This window comes from Bradyrhizobium sp. cir1 (assembly GCF_014198245.1).
In the GTDB taxonomy this organism is placed as follows: domain Bacteria; phylum Pseudomonadota; class Alphaproteobacteria; order Rhizobiales; family Xanthobacteraceae; genus Bradyrhizobium.
Genome location: NZ_JACIHE010000009.1, coordinates 152611 through 169075 on the forward strand (window position 1 = coordinate 152611; position 16465 = coordinate 169075).

Below are 16465 nucleotides of genomic sequence, written 5' to 3' on the forward strand. Positions count from 1 at the left end.
TCTTCGCCTCTCCCCGCCTGCGGGGAGAGGCCGAAATTCAAGTGCAGCTTGAATTTCGGGTGAGGGGGAGCCTCCACGAGTCCAAATGTCACCGTCCTTGCGGAGACTCCCCCTCACCCCAACCCTCTCCCCGCAAGCGGGGAGAGGGAGAAAAAGGCTTCGCCCCGAATATAACCATCCGGGCACTGCGAGCCTAGACCGCTACTTGGCGGCGGCGCGATCGAGCGCGAGGTTCAATGCCAATACGTTAACGCGGGGTTCGCCCAGCAGGCCGAGCAAACGGCCCTGAACGTTGGCAGCCACGATCTGCTTCACCGCGTCCTGCGGCATATTCCGGGCCTTGGCAACGCGCGGCACCTGGAATTCGGCGGCTTCCGGTGAGATGTCGGGGTCGAGGCCGCTGGCAGAAGTGGTGACCAGGTCGACCGGCACCGGCGCATTCGGGTTCTCGGCCTTGAGCTTGTCCACATCCTCCTTCAGCCGGTCGGCCAGCGCCTTGCTGGTCGGGCCGAGGTTGGAGCCGCCCGAATTGGCGGCGTTGTAGGGCGCCGAAACCGTCTTGGTCGAATCATTCGGGTCCGGGGCCAGCGTCGCCGAGGGGCGGCCGTGGAAGTACTTGTCCTCCTTGAACTCCTGCCCGATCAGGGCGGAGCCGATCACCTTGCCGTCCTTCTCGATCAGGCTGCCCTGTGCCTTGGCGGGAAACAGCGCGCCGGCGATGCCGGTCATGGCGAGCGGGTAGGCCAGGCCCGTGATGGCGGTAAGCACCAGCAAGAGGACGATGGCGGGGCGGATTTCTCTGAGCATGTTACGTCTCCTAAGTCTTCGTCATCGTGCGGGGCGCCGTGCGTCCCGCACGTGACGATCAAGCCAGGTGCAAGGCGGTCACGACGAGGTCGATCGCCTTGATGCCGATGAAGGGAATGACGATGCCGCCAAGCCCGTAGATCAAGAGGTTGCGGCGGAGCAGCGCGCCGGCACCGACGGCGCGATAGGCGACGCCCTTCAGCGCGAGCGGGATCAGCGCAATGATGATCAGCGCGTTAAAGATGATCGCCGACAGGATTGCGCTCTGCGGGCTCGACAGGTTCATGACGTTGAGCACGTTGAGCTGGGGGTAGAACGCCAGGAACATCGCCGGGATGATCGCAAAGTACTTGGCGACGTCGTTGGCGATCGAGAACGTGGTCAGCGCACCGCGCGTCATCAAGAGCTGCTTGCCGATCTCGACCACCTCGATCAGCTTGGTCGGGTTGGAGTCGAGGTCGACCATGTTGCCGGCCTCGCGGGCGGCTTGCGTGCCGGTGTTCATGGCGACGCCGACATCGGCCTGGGCGAGCGCCGGCGCGTCATTGGTGCCGTCGCCGCACATGGCCACCAGCTTGCCCTTGGCCTGCTCGTCGCGGATCAGCTTGAGCTTGTCCTCGGGGGTTGCCTGCGCCAGGAAGTCGTCGACACCGGCCTCGGCCGCGATGGCCGCGGCAGTCATTGGATTGTCGCCGGTGATCATGATGGTGCGGATGCCCATGCGGCGGAGCTCGGCGAAGCGCTCGCGAATGCCACCCTTGACGATATCCTTGAGCTGGACGATGCCGAGCAGCTTGCCGTCCTTGGCGACCGCCAGCGGCGTGCCGCCGGACTTCGACACTTCGTCGGCAATGGCCTGGATCTCGCGGCCCAGCTCGGAAAGTGCGGCAGGCTGCATCGCCCGCGCCGCGTTGCCGGAAGCAATCGCGGTCGGAGCGCCGCCACCGACATAGTTCAGCATGGCGTCGACCGCGCCCTTGCGCACCGAAGAGCCGCCGGCATCGACGCCGCTCATGCGGGTCTGCGCCGTGAACGGGATGAAGGTGGCCCCCAGCTCGGCCATATCGCGGCCGCGGATGCCGTATTTCTCCTTGGCCAGCACGACGATGGAGCGGCCTTCGGGGGTCTCGTCCGCGAGCGAGGCGAGCTGGGCAGCGTCCGCCAGCTCCTGCTCGGTGACGCCGCGCACGGGGCGGAAGGCGGTCGCCTGCCGGTTGCCGAGCGTGATGGTGCCGGTCTTGTCGAGCAGCAGCGTGTCGACGTCGCCTGCGGCCTCGACTGCGCGGCCCGACATCGCCAGCACGTTGAAGCGCACCAGGCGGTCCATGCCGGCGATGCCGATCGCAGACAGCAGCGCACCGATCGTGGTCGGGATGAGCGTCACGAACAGCGCGACCAGCACGATCACCGAGATCGAGCCGCCGGCATAGGCCGCGTAGCTCGGGATGGTGACGGTTGCGAACACGAAGATGATGGTGAGCCCGGCGAGCAGAATGTTCAGCGCGATCTCGTTCGGCGTCTTCTGCCGCTCGGCGCCCTCGACGAGCTTGATCATGCGGTCAATGAAGGTCGAGCCCTGCGCCGCGGTGATGCGGACACGGATCCAGTCGGACAGCACCTGCGTGCCGCCGGTCACCGCCGAGCGGTCGCCGCCGGATTCGCGGATGACAGGCGCGGACTCGCCCGTGATGGCGGCTTCGTTGACGGAAGCAACGCCTTCGACGACTTCGCCGTCCGAGGGGATCGTGTCGCCCGCCTCGACCAGCACGAGATCGCCGACCTTCAGGCTCGTGCCGGGCACAAGCTTGTAGTTGCGGCCAGAGCCGCTCAGGAGCTTGGCCTGGCTCTCGGTCCGGGTCTTGCGCAACGTCTCGGCCTGCGCCTTGCCGCGGCCTTCGGCCACGGCTTCTGCCAGGTTGGCGAACAGCACGGTAAACCACAGCCAGAGGATGATCTGGAAGGTGAAGCCGAGATGCTCGCCGCCAGTAACGAGGTCGCGCAGGAAGATCACGGTGGTGAGCGCGGCCACAATCTCGACCACGAACATCACGGGGTTCTTGATCATGGCGCGCGGATCGAGTTTTGCGAAGGCGGCGCCGAATGCCGGCACCACGATCTTGGGATCCAGCATCGCCGAGACCGGCATGCGCTTGTTGGGTTTATGGACTGGTTCCATGGAGGTCACTCCGAAAGAGCTGGATCAGAAGACGTTGCCGGCGTTCATCGCCAGATGCTCGACGATGGGGCCGAGCGCGAGCGCGGGGAAGAAGGTCAGGCCGCCCATGATCAGGATGACGCCGACGACGAGGCCGACGAACAGGCCCCCGGTGGTCGGGAACGTACCCATCGACGGCGGGATGGATTTCTTGGCGGCGAGCGAGCCCGCGATCGCCATCGCCGGGACGATCATCAGGAAGCGGCCGACGAACATCGCCGATGCGCCCGTCAGGTTATAGAACAGGGTGTTCCCGGTCAGACCCGCGAAGGCCGAACCGTTGTTTCCGGTCTGCGAGGAATAGGCATAGAGCACTTCCGAGAAGCCGTGCGGACCCGCGTTCGCCATCGAGGCAACGCCCGTGGGAAGCACGACCGCCACGGCCGACCAGCCCAGGATCATCAGCGGCAGGATCAGGATCGCGAGCATCGCCATCTTGACTTCCCGCGCCTCGATCTTCTTGCCGACATATTCCGGCGTGCGGCCGACCATCAGGCCTGCGACAAAGATCGCGAGCACGACGAACAGCAGCATGCCGTACATGCCGGCGCCGACGCCGCCGACGATGATCTCGCCGAGCTCAATGTTGATCAGCGGGATCATGCCGCCGAGCGCGGTGAAGCTATCATGCATGGCGTTCACGGCGCCGCACGAGGCGGCGGTGGTGATCACGGCGAACAGCGAGGAAGCAACAATGCCGAAGCGGACTTCCTTGCCCTCCATGTTGCCGCCGGTCAGCCCCAGCGCCTGCAGCGTCGAGGTGCCCTGAGCTTCCGCCCAGTAGGCGACGGCAACGCCCGCGATGAACAGCACGCCCATCACGGCGAGGATCGCCCAGCCTTGGCGCTGGTTGCCGACCATGCGGCCGAACACGTTGGTGAGCGCCGCGCCGAGCACGAAGATCGACAGCATCTGCACGAAGTTCGAGAGCGCGGTCGGGTTCTCGAAGGGATGCGCCGCATTGGCATTGAAGAAGCCGCCGCCATTGGTGCCGAGCATCTTGATCGCAACCTGCGAGGCAACCGGGCCGACCGCGATGGTCTGCTTGGCGCCCTCGAGCGTAGTCGCTTCGACGTAGTCCCCAAGCGTTTGCGGCATGCCCTGCCAGACCAGGAACAGCGTGAACACGACACAGATCGGCAGCAGGACATAGAGCGTGCAGCGGGTCACATCGACCCAGAAGTTGCCGACCGTGCGCATGGACGCGCGGGAAAAGCCGCGGATCAGGGCAACCGCTAGCACGATGCCGGTCGCCGCCGACAGGAAGTTCTGATGCGTCAGGCCGACCATCTGGACGAGATAGGACAGCGTGCTTTCGCCGCCGTAGTTCTGCCAGTTGGTGTTGGTGATGAAGGAGATCGCGGTGTTGAAGGAGAGATCCTCGGCGACCGCGGACTGCCCGGCCGGATTGAAGGGCAACATGGCCTGCAGCCGCATCAGCCCATAGATGATGAGGAAACCGCCGACGTGGAACAGGAGCATCGCGACCGTGTAGGTCACCCAATGCTGCTCGCGCTTCTCATCGACGCCGGAAATCCAGTAGATGCCGGCTTCGATGGGCCGCAGAACCGGCGACAGGAACGTGCGCTCGCCGTTGAAGACGCGCGTCATGTAGCCGCCGACCGGCTTTGTCAGCGCGACGATGATCGCGCAGTAGAGAATGATTTGGAGCCAACCGATCACAGTCATGGCATTAACCCTTCAAGCATTGTGTCCGGCGCAAAAGCGGCAGGAGCAGCGCAAGCAGGCCAGCGACGAGCACGGCGTCGGCCAGCAGCAATTCAAGTAGCAGCAGCACGGGTCAGAACCGCTCGGGCCGCAGCAGCGCGTAGGTGAGGTAGAACAGGAGGCCGAACGAGACGGCGCCGGCGAGCGCATAATCGAAGATCATGGTATGCTCCGTCACAGCCGTTCGCAGGCGTAGGTGTAGCCGATCGCAAGGGCGAACAAAGCGAAGCCCAGCGCCAGCATCAGAATGTCCATCATGGAGATGCTCCTCAATACGAGACGATATCCGGCATTGCCTGTCTCTGGATTCCCGGTCGGCCGCTTGCTGCGAGCAAATGCAACACGTGTCTCCCCGACCGGGAACTTCACCGCGCTGAAGTGCCATTGCGCACATAGGTTTTCGAGGTGAGGCCTCTGGCGACGTTATAGGAATCTCATAAAGGCCGGGACGTCGTGCCATCCTGCATGTGACACCGACGGCGCATTCCGGGAGCACGCCCCTGGCAGGCGGTGCAGCGACGCAATTCACCGACGGCTTTGCCGCCCGTTGATACGGCAGGCCGCAGCCCAGGTCTTTTCAAAACGCCCTGCTTCTATAAGCCTCCACCTTCGGCGGAGACGACAGTCGAGACTCTGTCGGTCTTACCCGGAAGAATCCGGGCACTTATGACATCCCTATATCTCTCGCCCGCTCCTCATCTCGCTTTCAAATGTCCTTCCCGCCATCTTGGAGAGGCCGGCCGACTGACCGACGCCAATTCCAGGAGGCCTGACATGACCGCGGTTCTGCGACACAACGATCCACCGTCGCTCGGCAGCCGCTTGCGCAATACGCAGGCGATGACGCGACCGCTGATGCTCGATATCGTCAAGGCGTGCCGGCGCTTCCCGTCGCTGGGCCGGAGCGAGCGCACGGCGCGCGTCATGCGCCTGATCGATGCGGAAGCCTGGACCGATGCGGCGCTGGCACTGACGGAACTGGAGCTGCCGATGTGGCGGGTCCGCCGCATCGCCTATGACGAGGGCGAGTGGCACTGCGCGCTCTCGCGCGAGCGCGAGCTGCCGGATTGGCTCGATGCTGCCGTCGAGGGATGCCACGGCGACCTGGCGATCGCCCTGCTCTCGGCTTTCGTCGAGGTCCAGGCGCTCGCCGCGGAAGCGTCGCGGCCGAGCGTTCCCACTGTGCGCCCTGCCCCGGATTCGCTCTACGAGCCGGTTGCCTGCGAGAACTTCAGCTAAGCCAGCCGGACAGGTTCGCTCCTTGCCGCGCAACCGTCGAACACATCGCGGGCCCTGAGCCCGGCGCGGGTGATCGCGCGCTTCGCCGTGCGCGTCGTCCTGCTCGGAGCCTTTGCAGCGTTCGGCAGCATCGGCTTCGGCCGCAGCCTCGCCACCCTGCTCTGGATGTCGACCATCCTCTGCGTCGCCGTCGCGTTTTTCAGGCGCGAGCAGCTGTTTGGCGCCGTTCTCAATCATTGGGACGAATGCGCGGCATTCGGCGCGCTGTTCGCGCTGGTTCACCTTGTCAACGAGCAAGGCTGAACAGGAAGCTTTATGAGCTTCCTATGAGATCGCCACAGCGCCTCACTCGAAATCATATTCGCTTGAACAGATATTGATCGAACGGTTGCGAGCTCGCGCCCGCCACCGCTGTCAATCGGAAGGAATACATCCGTGAAACTCGTCGAACCTCCCTCGTGCAGTTCCCCTTCAACCATCGTCTTCATCGGCCGCAACCGCAGGGGACAATGGGTTGCGCAGGAGCAGAACGGCCTCTATGGCGGCCTGTTCGTCAGCCGCGCCCAGGCTGTCAAATACGCACTGTTCGAGAACGGACAGCATCCTGAGACCATCGTCGAGCTGCCGCGAGAGCTCGAGCTCGACATGGGCAGGCGCCCCGACATCATCGTCTCGCAGCGCGCCGCCTGAGCCGGCGCCAACAGGCGACATACCATGTTCATCCCTCCCTCAGCCTGGTTCACCGGCTTCATTCCGGACCTGCCGACGCCGTTCAACGCGGCTGACGCGATCGATGTCGAGGCGTTCGCCGCGCTCTGCGAGCGCCAGGTCGCGGCCGGTGTGCCCGCAATCGTTGTCTGCGAGACGGCCGGTGAGGCGCCGACGCTCTCCCCGGCCGAGCAGGAGCTCATCATCCGCACCGCGGTCGAGGCTGCCCGCGGCCGCGTGCGGATCGTCGCAGGCGCGATGTCGAATGCCACCAGCCACGCCATCGAACTTGCGCGGCGTGCGGAAGCGGCTGGCGCCGACGCCGTCATGGCGGTGGTGCCCGCCTACAACAAGCCGATGCAGGAGGGCATGCTCGCGCATTTCCGCGCCATCGCCGGCGCGATCGGCCTTCCCGTGATCCTGCACGACGTTCCCTCTCGCACGCTGCGCCCGCTCGCCGACGAAACGCTTCTGCGTCTCGTCGAATCCCGCCAGTTCGTCGGCCTGTGCGACGCAAGCGCCGACATCACCCGCCCGATGCGCCTGAACCGGCTGCTGCCGGCCGGCTTTCGCCTGCTCTCGGGCGACGACGTCACCGCCTTCGGCACCATCACAAGCGGCGGCGACGGCGCGATCTCGGAAGTCTCCAACATCGCCCCCGATCTGTGCCGCACGATCTTCTCGCAGGTCAGGCAAGGCCGCCTGCAGTCGGCACGATACCTGCACAAGCGCCTCATCCCACTCATCGCCTGCCTCTCCAAGGACAGCCCGGCGGCGCTCAAGAGCGCCCTGAGCGTGCTGGGTCTGATGTCGCCGGCGACAAGGCTGCCGATCGTGCCGCTGGACGCGGCCGCGCACAGGGAGCTGGTGCGGGCCTTCGCCGCGATCGCCGACGAGGAGCTGATCGACAGCGTCGGCGCCTGAGGCCCCGCGCTGCCGTTCGGATATCGCATGCAACCGTCAGTCGAAGACCATCACAGGCTGCTCTGCGCCTGGCAGCTGGCAGTGCTGCGCTTTGCCGTAACGCGAAGCGATTCCGACCGGCTCAATGTTGCCGCGCTCGCGGCTGAGCTCGACCGTCTCGGCGACCGGCGCAGCGGCGAGGACTCACTGCACTTCTTCCGGCGCACCAGCTCCCATCTCTGCGCGGCCATCTGCGGCCAGCGGCAGGACGCGGAGACGACCTTGGACTGCTTCTGCAAGCAGATCGACGAGCCGCGGCTACAGCTAGCCTTCGCCGCCGCCGTCGGGCTCGCGCGATCGAAGCCGGCACGATCCAAACCACAGCCGAAACGCGCCCCGAATCTCTTCAGGGGACTGCCAGCGCGACCGCCGGCGCTCTTATGACATTCCTATACAGTGAGCGCCGCGCTCATCTCGCAATCTTACGCGGCGATGGCCATCATGGAAGGCGACTGATGCGGCCGTTCCACCGCACCACAGACAAGGACTTCCACGATGTCGATGCTGACACATAGCTTTGACCGGCCCTTCGGTGAGGCCGAACGCCCGTCGCGAATCTCGCAGGCGCGCAAGGCCCAGCTCAAGCGCATCGCCCTGCAGGGGCTCGCCCTGCTCTCGATGGGCAGCGTGCTCACTGCACTGATCGCGCTGAGGACGGCAATCTATGTCTGGCACCTTCATGCCTGAGCGGCCCGGAGGCCACCATGACCTTGCAGATGTGTGAGGAGGCCGCCATGGCCGCAATTGCCCTTCAGGCCTCCCGTCACTGCCCCGACAACAGGCAGGAAGCGGCGGCGACGCTCAGGCCGCTCGATCCGGATGTCGTCAGTGCCGCCATCCCCGCCTTCTTCATTGGACGCAACCGCGCCGGCCTCTGGGTGGCGCGCGAAGCGAATGGACGCGTCGGCGGTCTGTTCCTGTTCAAGAGCTCGGCGGTGGACTTCGCCAATCGCCAGAGCGCGCCGGCGCGCTGCGCCCTGGTATTCCCCATCGAAACCTTCGAGCTCGACGTCGAGAACCGCGGCAATCCGCTGATCGTGCTGGCAGAGAGAACCATGCGACTCCTTGCGCGCTTGACCACGAGGCAGTCGACATGATCGAGCTCAAGATCGCCGTCCTGGTTGCGCTGGTGAGTGCACTGCTGCTCGGCATGCGCCTCAGTGCAACGCCCGCCTCGGACAAGTAGCGTGCAGCTGCTCAAGGGAAATCTCGAGCACGCCGTCACCACGACGATCCTGACCATGACACTGAGCATGGTTTGGGGCGCGATCCTGACGATCGTGATTACGGTGATCGCGCGCGGGCTCGGCGCCTGACCCTTACCTCTTCTCCGCCTCGATCAACCGCGCCAGTTCCGTCGCGGTGACCTCGATCCGCCGGCCGCTGCGCTCGACACGAGCCTGGATCAGCGCACCCTGCAGCGCCGACGTGCAGAGCACCGCGAGCGCTTCCGCCCGCCGTCATGCGGGCGGCGATCGACCGTGAATTGACCATGGCTGCCTATGGGGCAAGCAACCGGGCGCGCAGCGCGGTCGCGATGCCTGCCTGAGCCCCGTATCCCGCGGAAAACGCCCGGCCGATCTGGCGCACTTTCACGGAACCGTGTAGAGCGGTTTCATGAGCATCAGCACCGTCAATGTCGTCGCCCACCCCCTGGTCCAGCACAAGCTCTCCCTGATGCGGGAGAAGGACCGCTCGACCAAGAGCTTTCGCGAGATCCTCAACGAGATCGGGATGCTGCTGGGCTACGAGGTGACGCGCGACCTGCCGCTGGAGCTGGTCGAGATCGAGACACCGATTGCGGCCATGCAGGCGCCGAAGATCGCCGGCAAGAAGCTTACGCTGGCGCCGATCCTGCGCGCCGGCGTCGGCTTCCTCGACGGCATGCTGGCGTTGATGCCCTCCGCGCGCATCGCCCATATCGGACTCTATCGCGACCCCGAGACATTGCAGGCCGTGGAATATTACTTCAAGGCGCCGCAGGACCTGTCCGACCGCACCGTGATCCTGATGGATCCGATGCTGGCGACCGGCAACTCGGCCTGCGCCGGCGCGTCCCTGCTCAAGGACCGCGGTGCCCGCGACATCCGCTTCGTGTGCCTCTTGGCTGCGCCCGAGGGCATCGCGCAGTTCCAGAGCGAACACCCTGACGTGCCGATCTGGACGGCCGCGATCGACGAGCGGCTCAACGACCACGGCTATATCGTGCCGGGCCTGGGCGACGCCGGCGACCGGATGTTCGGCACCAAGTAGACGGCCATCAAGTAGACAGGTTTGCGCGATCGGGTTACTCCGGTTGCCATGAGCGCCGACGACTTTTCGCTGCAATCGCTGATCCGGATCGAGGACGCCGCCGATCCCGCCCTCGTGTTCGACGGCGTGCCGGTCTCGCGCGCGGAATTTGAGGGGAAAATCGAGCAGACTGCGGCCTGGCTTGCCGCGCAGGGTATCGGCAAGGGCGACGTCGTCGCGGTCTGGCTGGTCAACCGAATCGAGTGGATCGCGCTGCTGTTCGCCGCCGCCCGCCTTGGCGCCGTCGCTGCCGCCGTCAACACGCGCTACCGCAGCGCCGAAGTCGCGCATCTGCTTCGCGTTTCCGGCGCCAGGCTGATGGTGGTCGAGGCCGCATTCCGCTCGATCGATTTTGCCGCCATTCTCGCCGATATCGCCAGGACCGAGGTACCCGCGCTGCAAAAGCTCGCAGTCGTCGGCGCGGACGCGATCCCGGCACACTGGCCCTGCGTGCGGTTCGATGCGTTCGAGGAGCCCCATCCACCAGCTCCGCCGATCCAGGATGACGTCGACCTGCCCGTGCTGCTGTACACCACGTCAGGCACGACCAAGGGGCCGAAGCTCGTCGCGCATTCGCAGCGGACGCTGACGAGCCACGCCGTCTCTGTCGCCACGGCGCTCAAGCTTTCGCCGCAGCGTCATTCGCTGCTGGCGATGCTGCCGTTCTGCGGCACCTTTGGGATGACGAGCCTGCTCGGCTTCATCGCAGCGGGCGCGACCATCCATGTGCTCGACGCCTTCGAGGCCACTCCGGCGCTGAAGATCCTCGAAGCGCAGAAGATCACCCATTCCTTCGGCTCCGACGAGATGTTCCGCCGCATTCTCGCCCTCACCGACGCGCCACGGCCATTTCCGCATCTCGAAGTCTGCGGCTTCGCCGCGTTCCAGCCCGGCTGGCGCGAGTTCGCCGCAGCGGCCGAGGCTCGCGGCCTGCCGCTGTTCGGCCTCTACGGCTCGAGCGAGGTGCAGGCGCTGTTCTCGATTGGCCGCGCCAGCGACGCCTTCGCCGATCGCATCGAGGGCGGCGGCTGGCCGATGTCAGCGCAGGCGAAGGTCCGCGTTCGGGACACCGAAAACCGCGAGCTCGCGGCCGAAGGTGTCTCCGGCGAGATCGAGATCAGCGCGCCCTCGCGCTTCCTCGGTTACTTCAATAATCCGGACGCAACGCGCGATGCGATCACCGCCGACGGCTTCTTCCGCACCGGCGATATCGGTCGGCTGCGCGGTGATGGCTCTTTCGTCTACGAGACCCGCGCAGGTGACGCCATGCGGCTTGGCGGTTTTCTCGTCGCCCCGGGCGAGATCGAGGACGAGCTCAAATCCTGCGCCGGCGTTGCCGATGCCCAGGTGGTTGCTGTCGATCTGAAAGGACAATCGCGCTGCGTCGCCTTCGTGATTCCGACGAAGGAGCCACCGCAGCAGGAGGCGCTGACCGCGCGGCTGCGCGAACGGCTCGCCGGCTACAAGGTGCCGGCGCGGATCTATCTCGTCGATACCTTCCCCGTCACCGACAGCGCCAACGGCGTCAAGATCCAGCGCGCCAGGCTTCGCACCATGGCCATGGAGCGGATCGCCTCCGAATAGGCGCGCCTATTTGACTTGGGCCACAAGACTCGTTCAGTACGACTTCGCCAGCCCCAGCACCTTTTCCGCGATGAAGCTGAGCGCAAGCTGCGGGCTGACCGGCGCGATGCGCGGGATCAGCACCTCGCGCAAATAACGCTCGACGTGGAATTCCTTGGCGTAGCCGAAGCCGCCATGGGTCATCACCGCCTGCTCGCAGGCCGAGAAGCCCGCCTCGCCCGCCAGATACTTCGCCGCATTGGCGGCGGCGCCGCAGGGCATGCCCTTGTCGTATTGCCAGGCCGCCGACATCACCATCAGCCAGGCCGCCTCGAGCTCGACCCAATTCACCGCGAGCGGATGCTGGATGCCCTGGTTCTTGCCGATCGGCCGATTGAACACGACGCGCGTCTTGGCGTATTCGGTCGCGCGCGACAGCGCGAGTTTTCCCAAACCGACCGCCTCGGCCGCGATGAGAATTCGCTCCGGATTCATGCCTTCAAGAATGTACTGGAAGCCTTTGCCTTCCTCGCCGATCCGATCCTCCATCGGAATTTCAAAGTCCTCGAAGAACAGCTCGTTGGAATCGACGATCTTGCGGCCCATCTTTTCGATCTCGTGGACCTTGATCCTGTTGCGGTCGAAATCGGTGTAGAACAGGCTGAGCCCGTGCGTCGGCGAGCGTACCTCCTCCAGCGGCGTGGTGCGCGCCAGCAGCAGGATCTTGTGCGCGACCTGCGCCGTCGAGATCCACACCTTCTGGCCATTGACGATGTAGCGGTCGTTCTTGGCGACGGCGCGGGTCTTGAGCTGGGTGGTGTTGAGGCCGGTGTTGGGTTCGGTGACGGCGAAGCACGCCTTCTCGCGGCCCTCGACCATCGGCGGCAGCATGCGCTTGCGCTGCTCTTCGGTGCCGAACACCACGACGGGATTGAGCCCGAACACGTTGATGTGCACCGCGGAGGCGCCGGACATGCCGGCGCCGGATTCGGCGATGGTGCGCATCATGATCGCGGCTTCCGTGATGCCGAGCCCCGAGCCGCCATAGGCCTCCGGCACGCAGATGCCGAGCCAGCCGGCGTCGGCGAGCGCCTTGTGGAAGTCATGCGGGAAGCCGCCGTCATGGTCCTTCTTCAGCCAATAGGCGTCGGGAAAGCCTTCGCAGATCTTGGCAATGGCGTCGCGAATGGCTTCCTGCTGATCGGTGAGCGCGAAATCCATGGTCTTGATCTCCTCCTCGGGAGCCGCGACCGCGCCATCTCCCGTCTCTTTCCGCGTTCCCCACGCAAAGGCCGTGGCCGCCTGTTGCGCCCGGACGTGCCTTTGCCTGCGTTCTTTAGCTCGAAAAACCACATGCAGATACGTGAATTTGCCCGCGAAGTGTGTCTACCATGCATAGGGTCATGCGGCGCGAAACTATGCGCGCGCCGTTATTTCGCAGGGAGGAAACCGCGATGGCCGGACTTTATTTCGAAGACTTTTCCGTGGGCCAGGAGTTCAGGCATCCACTGACCCGGACCGTTACGGAGATGGACAACACCATGTTCAGCCTGCTGACGCTCAATCCGCAGCCGCTGCACATCGACGCGCATTTCTCGGAGAAGACCGAGTTCGGCCAGCGCATTTTCAACAGCCTTTACACCCTCGGCATCATGATCGGCATGACGGTCTATGATACGACCATGGGCACAGCCGTCGCCAATCTCGGCATGACCGACGTGACCTTTCCGAAACCGGTCTTCCATGGCGACACCTTGCGGGCGACGACGAAGGTGCTTTCGTTGAGAGAATCCAAATCGCGCCCGAGGGCGGGCATCGTCGAGTTCGAGCACCACGCCCTGAACCAGAACGACGAGATCGTCGGAAAATGCCGCCGCATGGCGATGATGCACAAGAGGCCGGTCTGATGCGTTCGATGCTGTTCGTACCGGGGGATTCCCCGCGCAAATTCGAGAAGGCGAGCGAAGGCAAGGCCGACGCGCTGATCATCGATCTCGAGGACTCCGTCGTCACCGAGAAGAAGCTGGAGGCACGCGGGCTGACGCTCGCGATGCTGAAGAGCCGTCCCGGTCCGCACCAGCTCTACGTCCGCGTCAACGCGCTCGACACCGGCATGACGCTCGCCGATCTCGCCGCGGTCATGCCGGGCAGGCCCGACGGCATCGTGCTGCCGAAATCGCAAGGCGGCGACGACGTACGGCAGGTTGCGACGTGGCTTGAAGCCTTGGAGGCTGCGGCAGGCATCGCGATCGGCGCGACCCGCATCGTCTGTGTCGCCACCGAAACTGCGAGCTCGATCTTCGGGCTCGGCAGCTATAAGGGCTGCTCCCCTCGCCTCGCCGGCCTGATGTGGGGCGCGGAGGATCTCTCCGCTTCGCTCGGCGCCACCGAGAAAGCGAGCGGCGGCGTGTTCCACAGTCCCTATCGTCTTGCGCGCGATCTCTGCCTGATGGCAGCGGCTGCAGCGGAGGTCGCGCCGATCGACACCGTCTATACCGACATCGACAACCTCGCGGGACTCGAGCAGGAGACGCGCGCGGCGCGGCGCGACGGTTTTTCGGCGAAGGCACTGATTCACCCCAAGCACGTCGACGTCGTCAATGCGGCGTTCGCGCCGACGGACGCCGAGCGCGCCTGGGCGGAAAAGGTCATCGCCGCGTTCGCGAGCAATCCGAATTCCGGCACGCTGCGGCTCGACGGCCAGATGATCGACAAGCCGCATCTTCGCGCCGCGAAGAAGATTCTCGGCCAGTCCTAAAGCAGGACGGCAAGCCTCGCCATGATCGTTCGCCAAGCGGCAAATGTCCTGGAGATCATCGGCGACGCTTGCCGAGATCGCCGATCATTTCGGCTGGCCGCGCTCGTCGACCTTCAACCTGCTGGCGACGCTGTCGGAGAAGGGCTATCTCTACGAGCCGCGGCCGCGCGCCGGCTTCTATCCGACGCCGCGGTGGCTGGCGATGGCGCGGATGATCTCGGAGGGGCTGCGGCCGAAGACCTCTGCGGCCTAAAGCCGAGGCCTTAATCGAATCCCTGAACAGGCGGCGGCGTGGTCTCCGCAGGCGCGGCAGGAGCTGCAGGCGCTGCTTGAACCGGCTGCACCGCGGGCGCGGCTTGCACCGGCGGATTGCTGGCCGCTCTCATCTGACCGTTGGCCTCCATCGCCTGGCGCGTGCGCGGCGGCGCGCCGGCTGCGCGATAAGCTTCGCGACGCGGCGGCTGCCGATGTCGTGCCGAGCGCGAATCTCCCACGCCCCATGACCGGGCGATTGCAGGTCCGGCGGTATAACCGACCACCGCGCCGGCGACGGCACCGATCGGCCCCAGCACGACGGCGCCTGACACCGCTCCGATTGCCGCAGCACCAGCACGCTCCTGTGCGGCAGCGGCCGCAGGCATGCCGGCCAGCAGAACGATGGCAGTGATCAAAGCTTTGTTCATCGGAGCGCCTCCCTCAGGGGAGATCACTCTTATCCAAATATGGCCACAGGACGTTTATCCGTTGCCCAACACGGGGCAATCGCCGACGGAACTCCGGCAATTCGAGGGCAAAGCCCAGCAGGGGTCGATCTACGCAACTACGGCGCGACGCCGGCGGTGCGCTCCCTCGCCCCGCTTGCAGGGCCGCGACGAGCTTCGCTCGCGCTGAGAGGGTTGGGGTGAGGGGGACTCTCCGCGGGGACGGTGACAGTGGTACGCGCGGAGAGTCCCCCTCACCCGGAATTTGCATTCGCAAATTCCGGCCTCTCCCCGCAGGCGGCAGGGCTATCGCATATGAAGAAGCGTGGCGGATAGCTCGCCCGGAGCCGATCCTTCGAGACGCCCGCCGATGGCGGGCCCTCAGGATGAGGACGGAGTGCGCGGCAGCAGTTTCAACGGGCGCTGACGCTGATTAGCCTCATCCTGAGGAGGCGCGTAAGCGCCGTCTCGAAGGACGAGGCGTGCGCGCAGGCCGCCGCAACGAGTCATATGCGATAGCCCTGCCGCTTGCGGGGGGAGGCGAAGGTCAGACGATCTTGATCGACATGTCCGGCAAGCCTTCGAGCTTGCACAGCAGCACGTCACCCTTCGCCACGGGGCCGACATTCTCCGGCGTGCCGGAATAGATGATGTCACCGGCCTTGAGCTCGAACGCTTCCGAGAGCTTTGCGATCTGCTCGGCGACGCTCCAGATCATCTTGCTGAGATCCGAGTTCTGCTTCACCGTGCCGTTGATCGCGAGCGAAATGGCGCCCTTCTCGAAGTGGCCGGTCTTGCTGGCCGGGTGGATCGGACCGATCACGGCGGCATGGTCAAAACTCTTGCCGATCTCCCAGGGCTTCTTCTCCGCGGCCATGCCGTTCTGGAGATCGCGCCGGGTCATGTCGAGGCCGAGCGCGTAGCCATAGACGTGGTCGAGCGCCTTATCGACCGGGATGTTGGTGCCGCCGGATTTCAGTGCGGCCACCAGCTCGACCTCGTGATGATAGTTCTTGGTCAGCGAGGGATAGGGATGGTCGGCGACCTCGCCGATCGCGACGTTCTGGATCGCGTCGGTCGGCTTCTGGAAGAAGAACGGCGGCTCGCGGTTCGGATCCGAGCCGCGCTCGATCGCGTGCGCGGCGTAGTTGCGCCCGATGCAGTAGATGCGACGGACCTGGAACACCTGGGTCTCGCCGACAATCGGGATCGCGACCATCGGCACCGGGAAGATCGGCTTGGGTGCGGCCTGCGCGGCCGCCGGTGTTGCTTCGGCGATGGAAGCTGCGGTCACGGCGGCGGCAGTCGCGAGCAGGTCCCGGCGCGTGGTTTTTTTCATCTTTTGTCCTCCCTTTGGATTTCGTTGGGCGGCGTTCATGCGCGCCGATCCGGCTGATAGTCGATATTCAATATGCCAGCAACGCTGGACGAACGTGGCATCTTCTTATTGATAAGACGGGCGCCTCGGCGGCCCTGCCCCAAGGTGGCCCG

19 protein-coding genes and 1 pseudogene are annotated in these 16465 nt (G+C 65.2%); 13 read left to right on the top strand and 7 right to left on the bottom strand.

The annotated features are described in order from the left end of the window. Positions 1-201: 201 nt before the first annotated feature. The 4 genes from GGD63_RS19970 to GGD63_RS19985 all read right to left on the bottom strand — a co-directional run bounded on the left by GGD63_RS19970 (position 202) and on the right by GGD63_RS19985 (position 4913). Positions 202-807: a K(+)-transporting ATPase subunit C gene (locus GGD63_RS19970; protein ID WP_183244895.1), complete on the bottom strand. Its 606-nt coding sequence runs from the start codon at positions 805-807 to the stop codon at positions 202-204. A 58-nt stretch (positions 808-865) separates the two neighbouring features. Next, positions 866-2983 (bottom strand): potassium-transporting ATPase subunit KdpB, encoded by a 2118-nt coding sequence (gene kdpB, locus GGD63_RS19975; protein WP_183244896.1) that lies wholly within the window; start codon positions 2981-2983, stop codon positions 866-868. Between the two features lie 24 nt (positions 2984-3007). Next, the gene (kdpA, locus tag GGD63_RS19980) at positions 3008-4711 is read right to left on the bottom strand and encodes a potassium-transporting ATPase subunit KdpA (RefSeq protein ID WP_183244897.1); all 1704 of its coding nucleotides are present in this window, start codon (positions 4709-4711) and stop codon (positions 3008-3010) included. A gap of 112 nt (positions 4712-4823) precedes the next feature. Beyond that, complete coding sequence (locus GGD63_RS19985; RefSeq protein WP_038965694.1) at positions 4824-4913, bottom strand: K(+)-transporting ATPase subunit F; 90 nt, start codon at positions 4911-4913, stop codon at positions 4824-4826. Positions 4914-5524: 611 nt separating this feature from the next. On the opposite strand from GGD63_RS19985, the gene GGD63_RS19990 reads away from it, so the two are divergent. From GGD63_RS19990 to GGD63_RS20035, 10 genes are all read left to right on the top strand, one after another. Then, the gene (locus GGD63_RS19990) at positions 5525-5989 is read left to right on the top strand and encodes a hypothetical protein (RefSeq protein WP_183244898.1); all 465 of its coding nucleotides are present in this window, start codon (positions 5525-5527) and stop codon (positions 5987-5989) included. 69 nt (positions 5990-6058) lie between these two features. Next, complete coding sequence (locus GGD63_RS19995) at positions 6059-6292, top strand: hypothetical protein (protein WP_312013328.1); 234 nt, start codon at positions 6059-6061, stop codon at positions 6290-6292. Between the two features lie 132 nt (positions 6293-6424). Next, positions 6425-6679 (top strand): hypothetical protein, encoded by a 255-nt coding sequence (locus tag GGD63_RS20000; RefSeq protein WP_183244899.1) that lies wholly within the window; start codon positions 6425-6427, stop codon positions 6677-6679. A gap of 24 nt (positions 6680-6703) precedes the next feature. Next, positions 6704-7621 (top strand): 4-hydroxy-tetrahydrodipicolinate synthase, encoded by a 918-nt coding sequence (gene dapA / locus GGD63_RS20005; protein ID WP_183244900.1) that lies wholly within the window; start codon positions 6704-6706, stop codon positions 7619-7621. Positions 7622-7648: 27 nt separating this feature from the next. Beyond that, positions 7649-8044 carry a hypothetical protein gene (locus GGD63_RS20010; RefSeq protein WP_183244901.1) on the top strand — a complete coding sequence of 132 codons (396 nt, stop codon included), beginning with the start codon at positions 7649-7651 and terminating at the stop codon, positions 8042-8044. 111 nt (positions 8045-8155) lie between these two features. Further along, the gene (locus GGD63_RS20015; RefSeq protein ID WP_183244902.1) at positions 8156-8347 is read left to right on the top strand and encodes a hypothetical protein; all 192 of its coding nucleotides are present in this window, start codon (positions 8156-8158) and stop codon (positions 8345-8347) included. 17 nt (positions 8348-8364) lie between these two features. Next, complete coding sequence (locus GGD63_RS20020) at positions 8365-8757, top strand: hypothetical protein (protein WP_183244903.1); 393 nt, start codon at positions 8365-8367, stop codon at positions 8755-8757. Positions 8758-8847: 90 nt separating this feature from the next. After that, complete coding sequence (locus GGD63_RS40615) at positions 8848-8976, top strand: hypothetical protein (RefSeq protein WP_283811970.1); 129 nt, start codon at positions 8848-8850, stop codon at positions 8974-8976. A gap of 301 nt (positions 8977-9277) precedes the next feature. After that, positions 9278-9913: a uracil phosphoribosyltransferase gene (upp, locus tag GGD63_RS20030; protein ID WP_183244904.1), complete on the top strand. Its 636-nt coding sequence runs from the start codon at positions 9278-9280 to the stop codon at positions 9911-9913. Positions 9914-9961: 48 nt separating this feature from the next. Continuing rightward, positions 9962-11536, top strand: a complete 1575-nt coding sequence (locus tag GGD63_RS20035) for an AMP-binding protein (protein ID WP_183244905.1) — start codon at positions 9962-9964, stop codon at positions 11534-11536. A gap of 33 nt (positions 11537-11569) precedes the next feature. On the opposite strand, the gene GGD63_RS20040 is transcribed toward GGD63_RS20035, so the two are convergent. Next, positions 11570-12736, bottom strand: coding sequence for an acyl-CoA dehydrogenase family protein (locus GGD63_RS20040; protein ID WP_183244906.1), 1167 nt, complete (start codon positions 12734-12736; stop codon positions 11570-11572). Between the two features lie 182 nt (positions 12737-12918). Between GGD63_RS20040 and GGD63_RS20045 the strand changes: the two genes are divergently transcribed. The 3 genes and pseudogenes from GGD63_RS20045 to GGD63_RS20055 all read left to right on the top strand — a co-directional run. Then, a complete protein-coding gene (locus tag GGD63_RS20045) occupies positions 12919-13422 on the top strand; it encodes a MaoC family dehydratase (protein WP_409334080.1) in 504 nt (167 codons plus the stop codon). Then, positions 13422-14273, top strand: coding sequence for a CoA ester lyase (locus GGD63_RS20050; RefSeq protein WP_183244908.1), 852 nt, complete (start codon positions 13422-13424; stop codon positions 14271-14273). The genes GGD63_RS20045 and GGD63_RS20050 overlap by 1 nt, the downstream gene beginning before the upstream one ends. 21 nt (positions 14274-14294) lie before the next feature. After that, positions 14295-14496 (top strand): annotated as a pseudogene (locus GGD63_RS20055) (helix-turn-helix domain-containing protein); the annotation flags it as partial. 40 nt (positions 14497-14536) lie between these two features. Here GGD63_RS20055 and GGD63_RS20060 read toward each other — a convergent pair. Beyond that, positions 14537-14956 (bottom strand): hypothetical protein, encoded by a 420-nt coding sequence (locus GGD63_RS20060; RefSeq protein ID WP_183244909.1) that lies wholly within the window; start codon positions 14954-14956, stop codon positions 14537-14539. A 565-nt stretch (positions 14957-15521) separates the two neighbouring features. After that, entirely contained in the window at positions 15522-16313 is a 792-nt protein-coding gene (locus GGD63_RS20065; protein WP_183244910.1) for a fumarylacetoacetate hydrolase family protein, read from the bottom strand. Positions 16314-16465 lie beyond the last annotated feature (152 nt).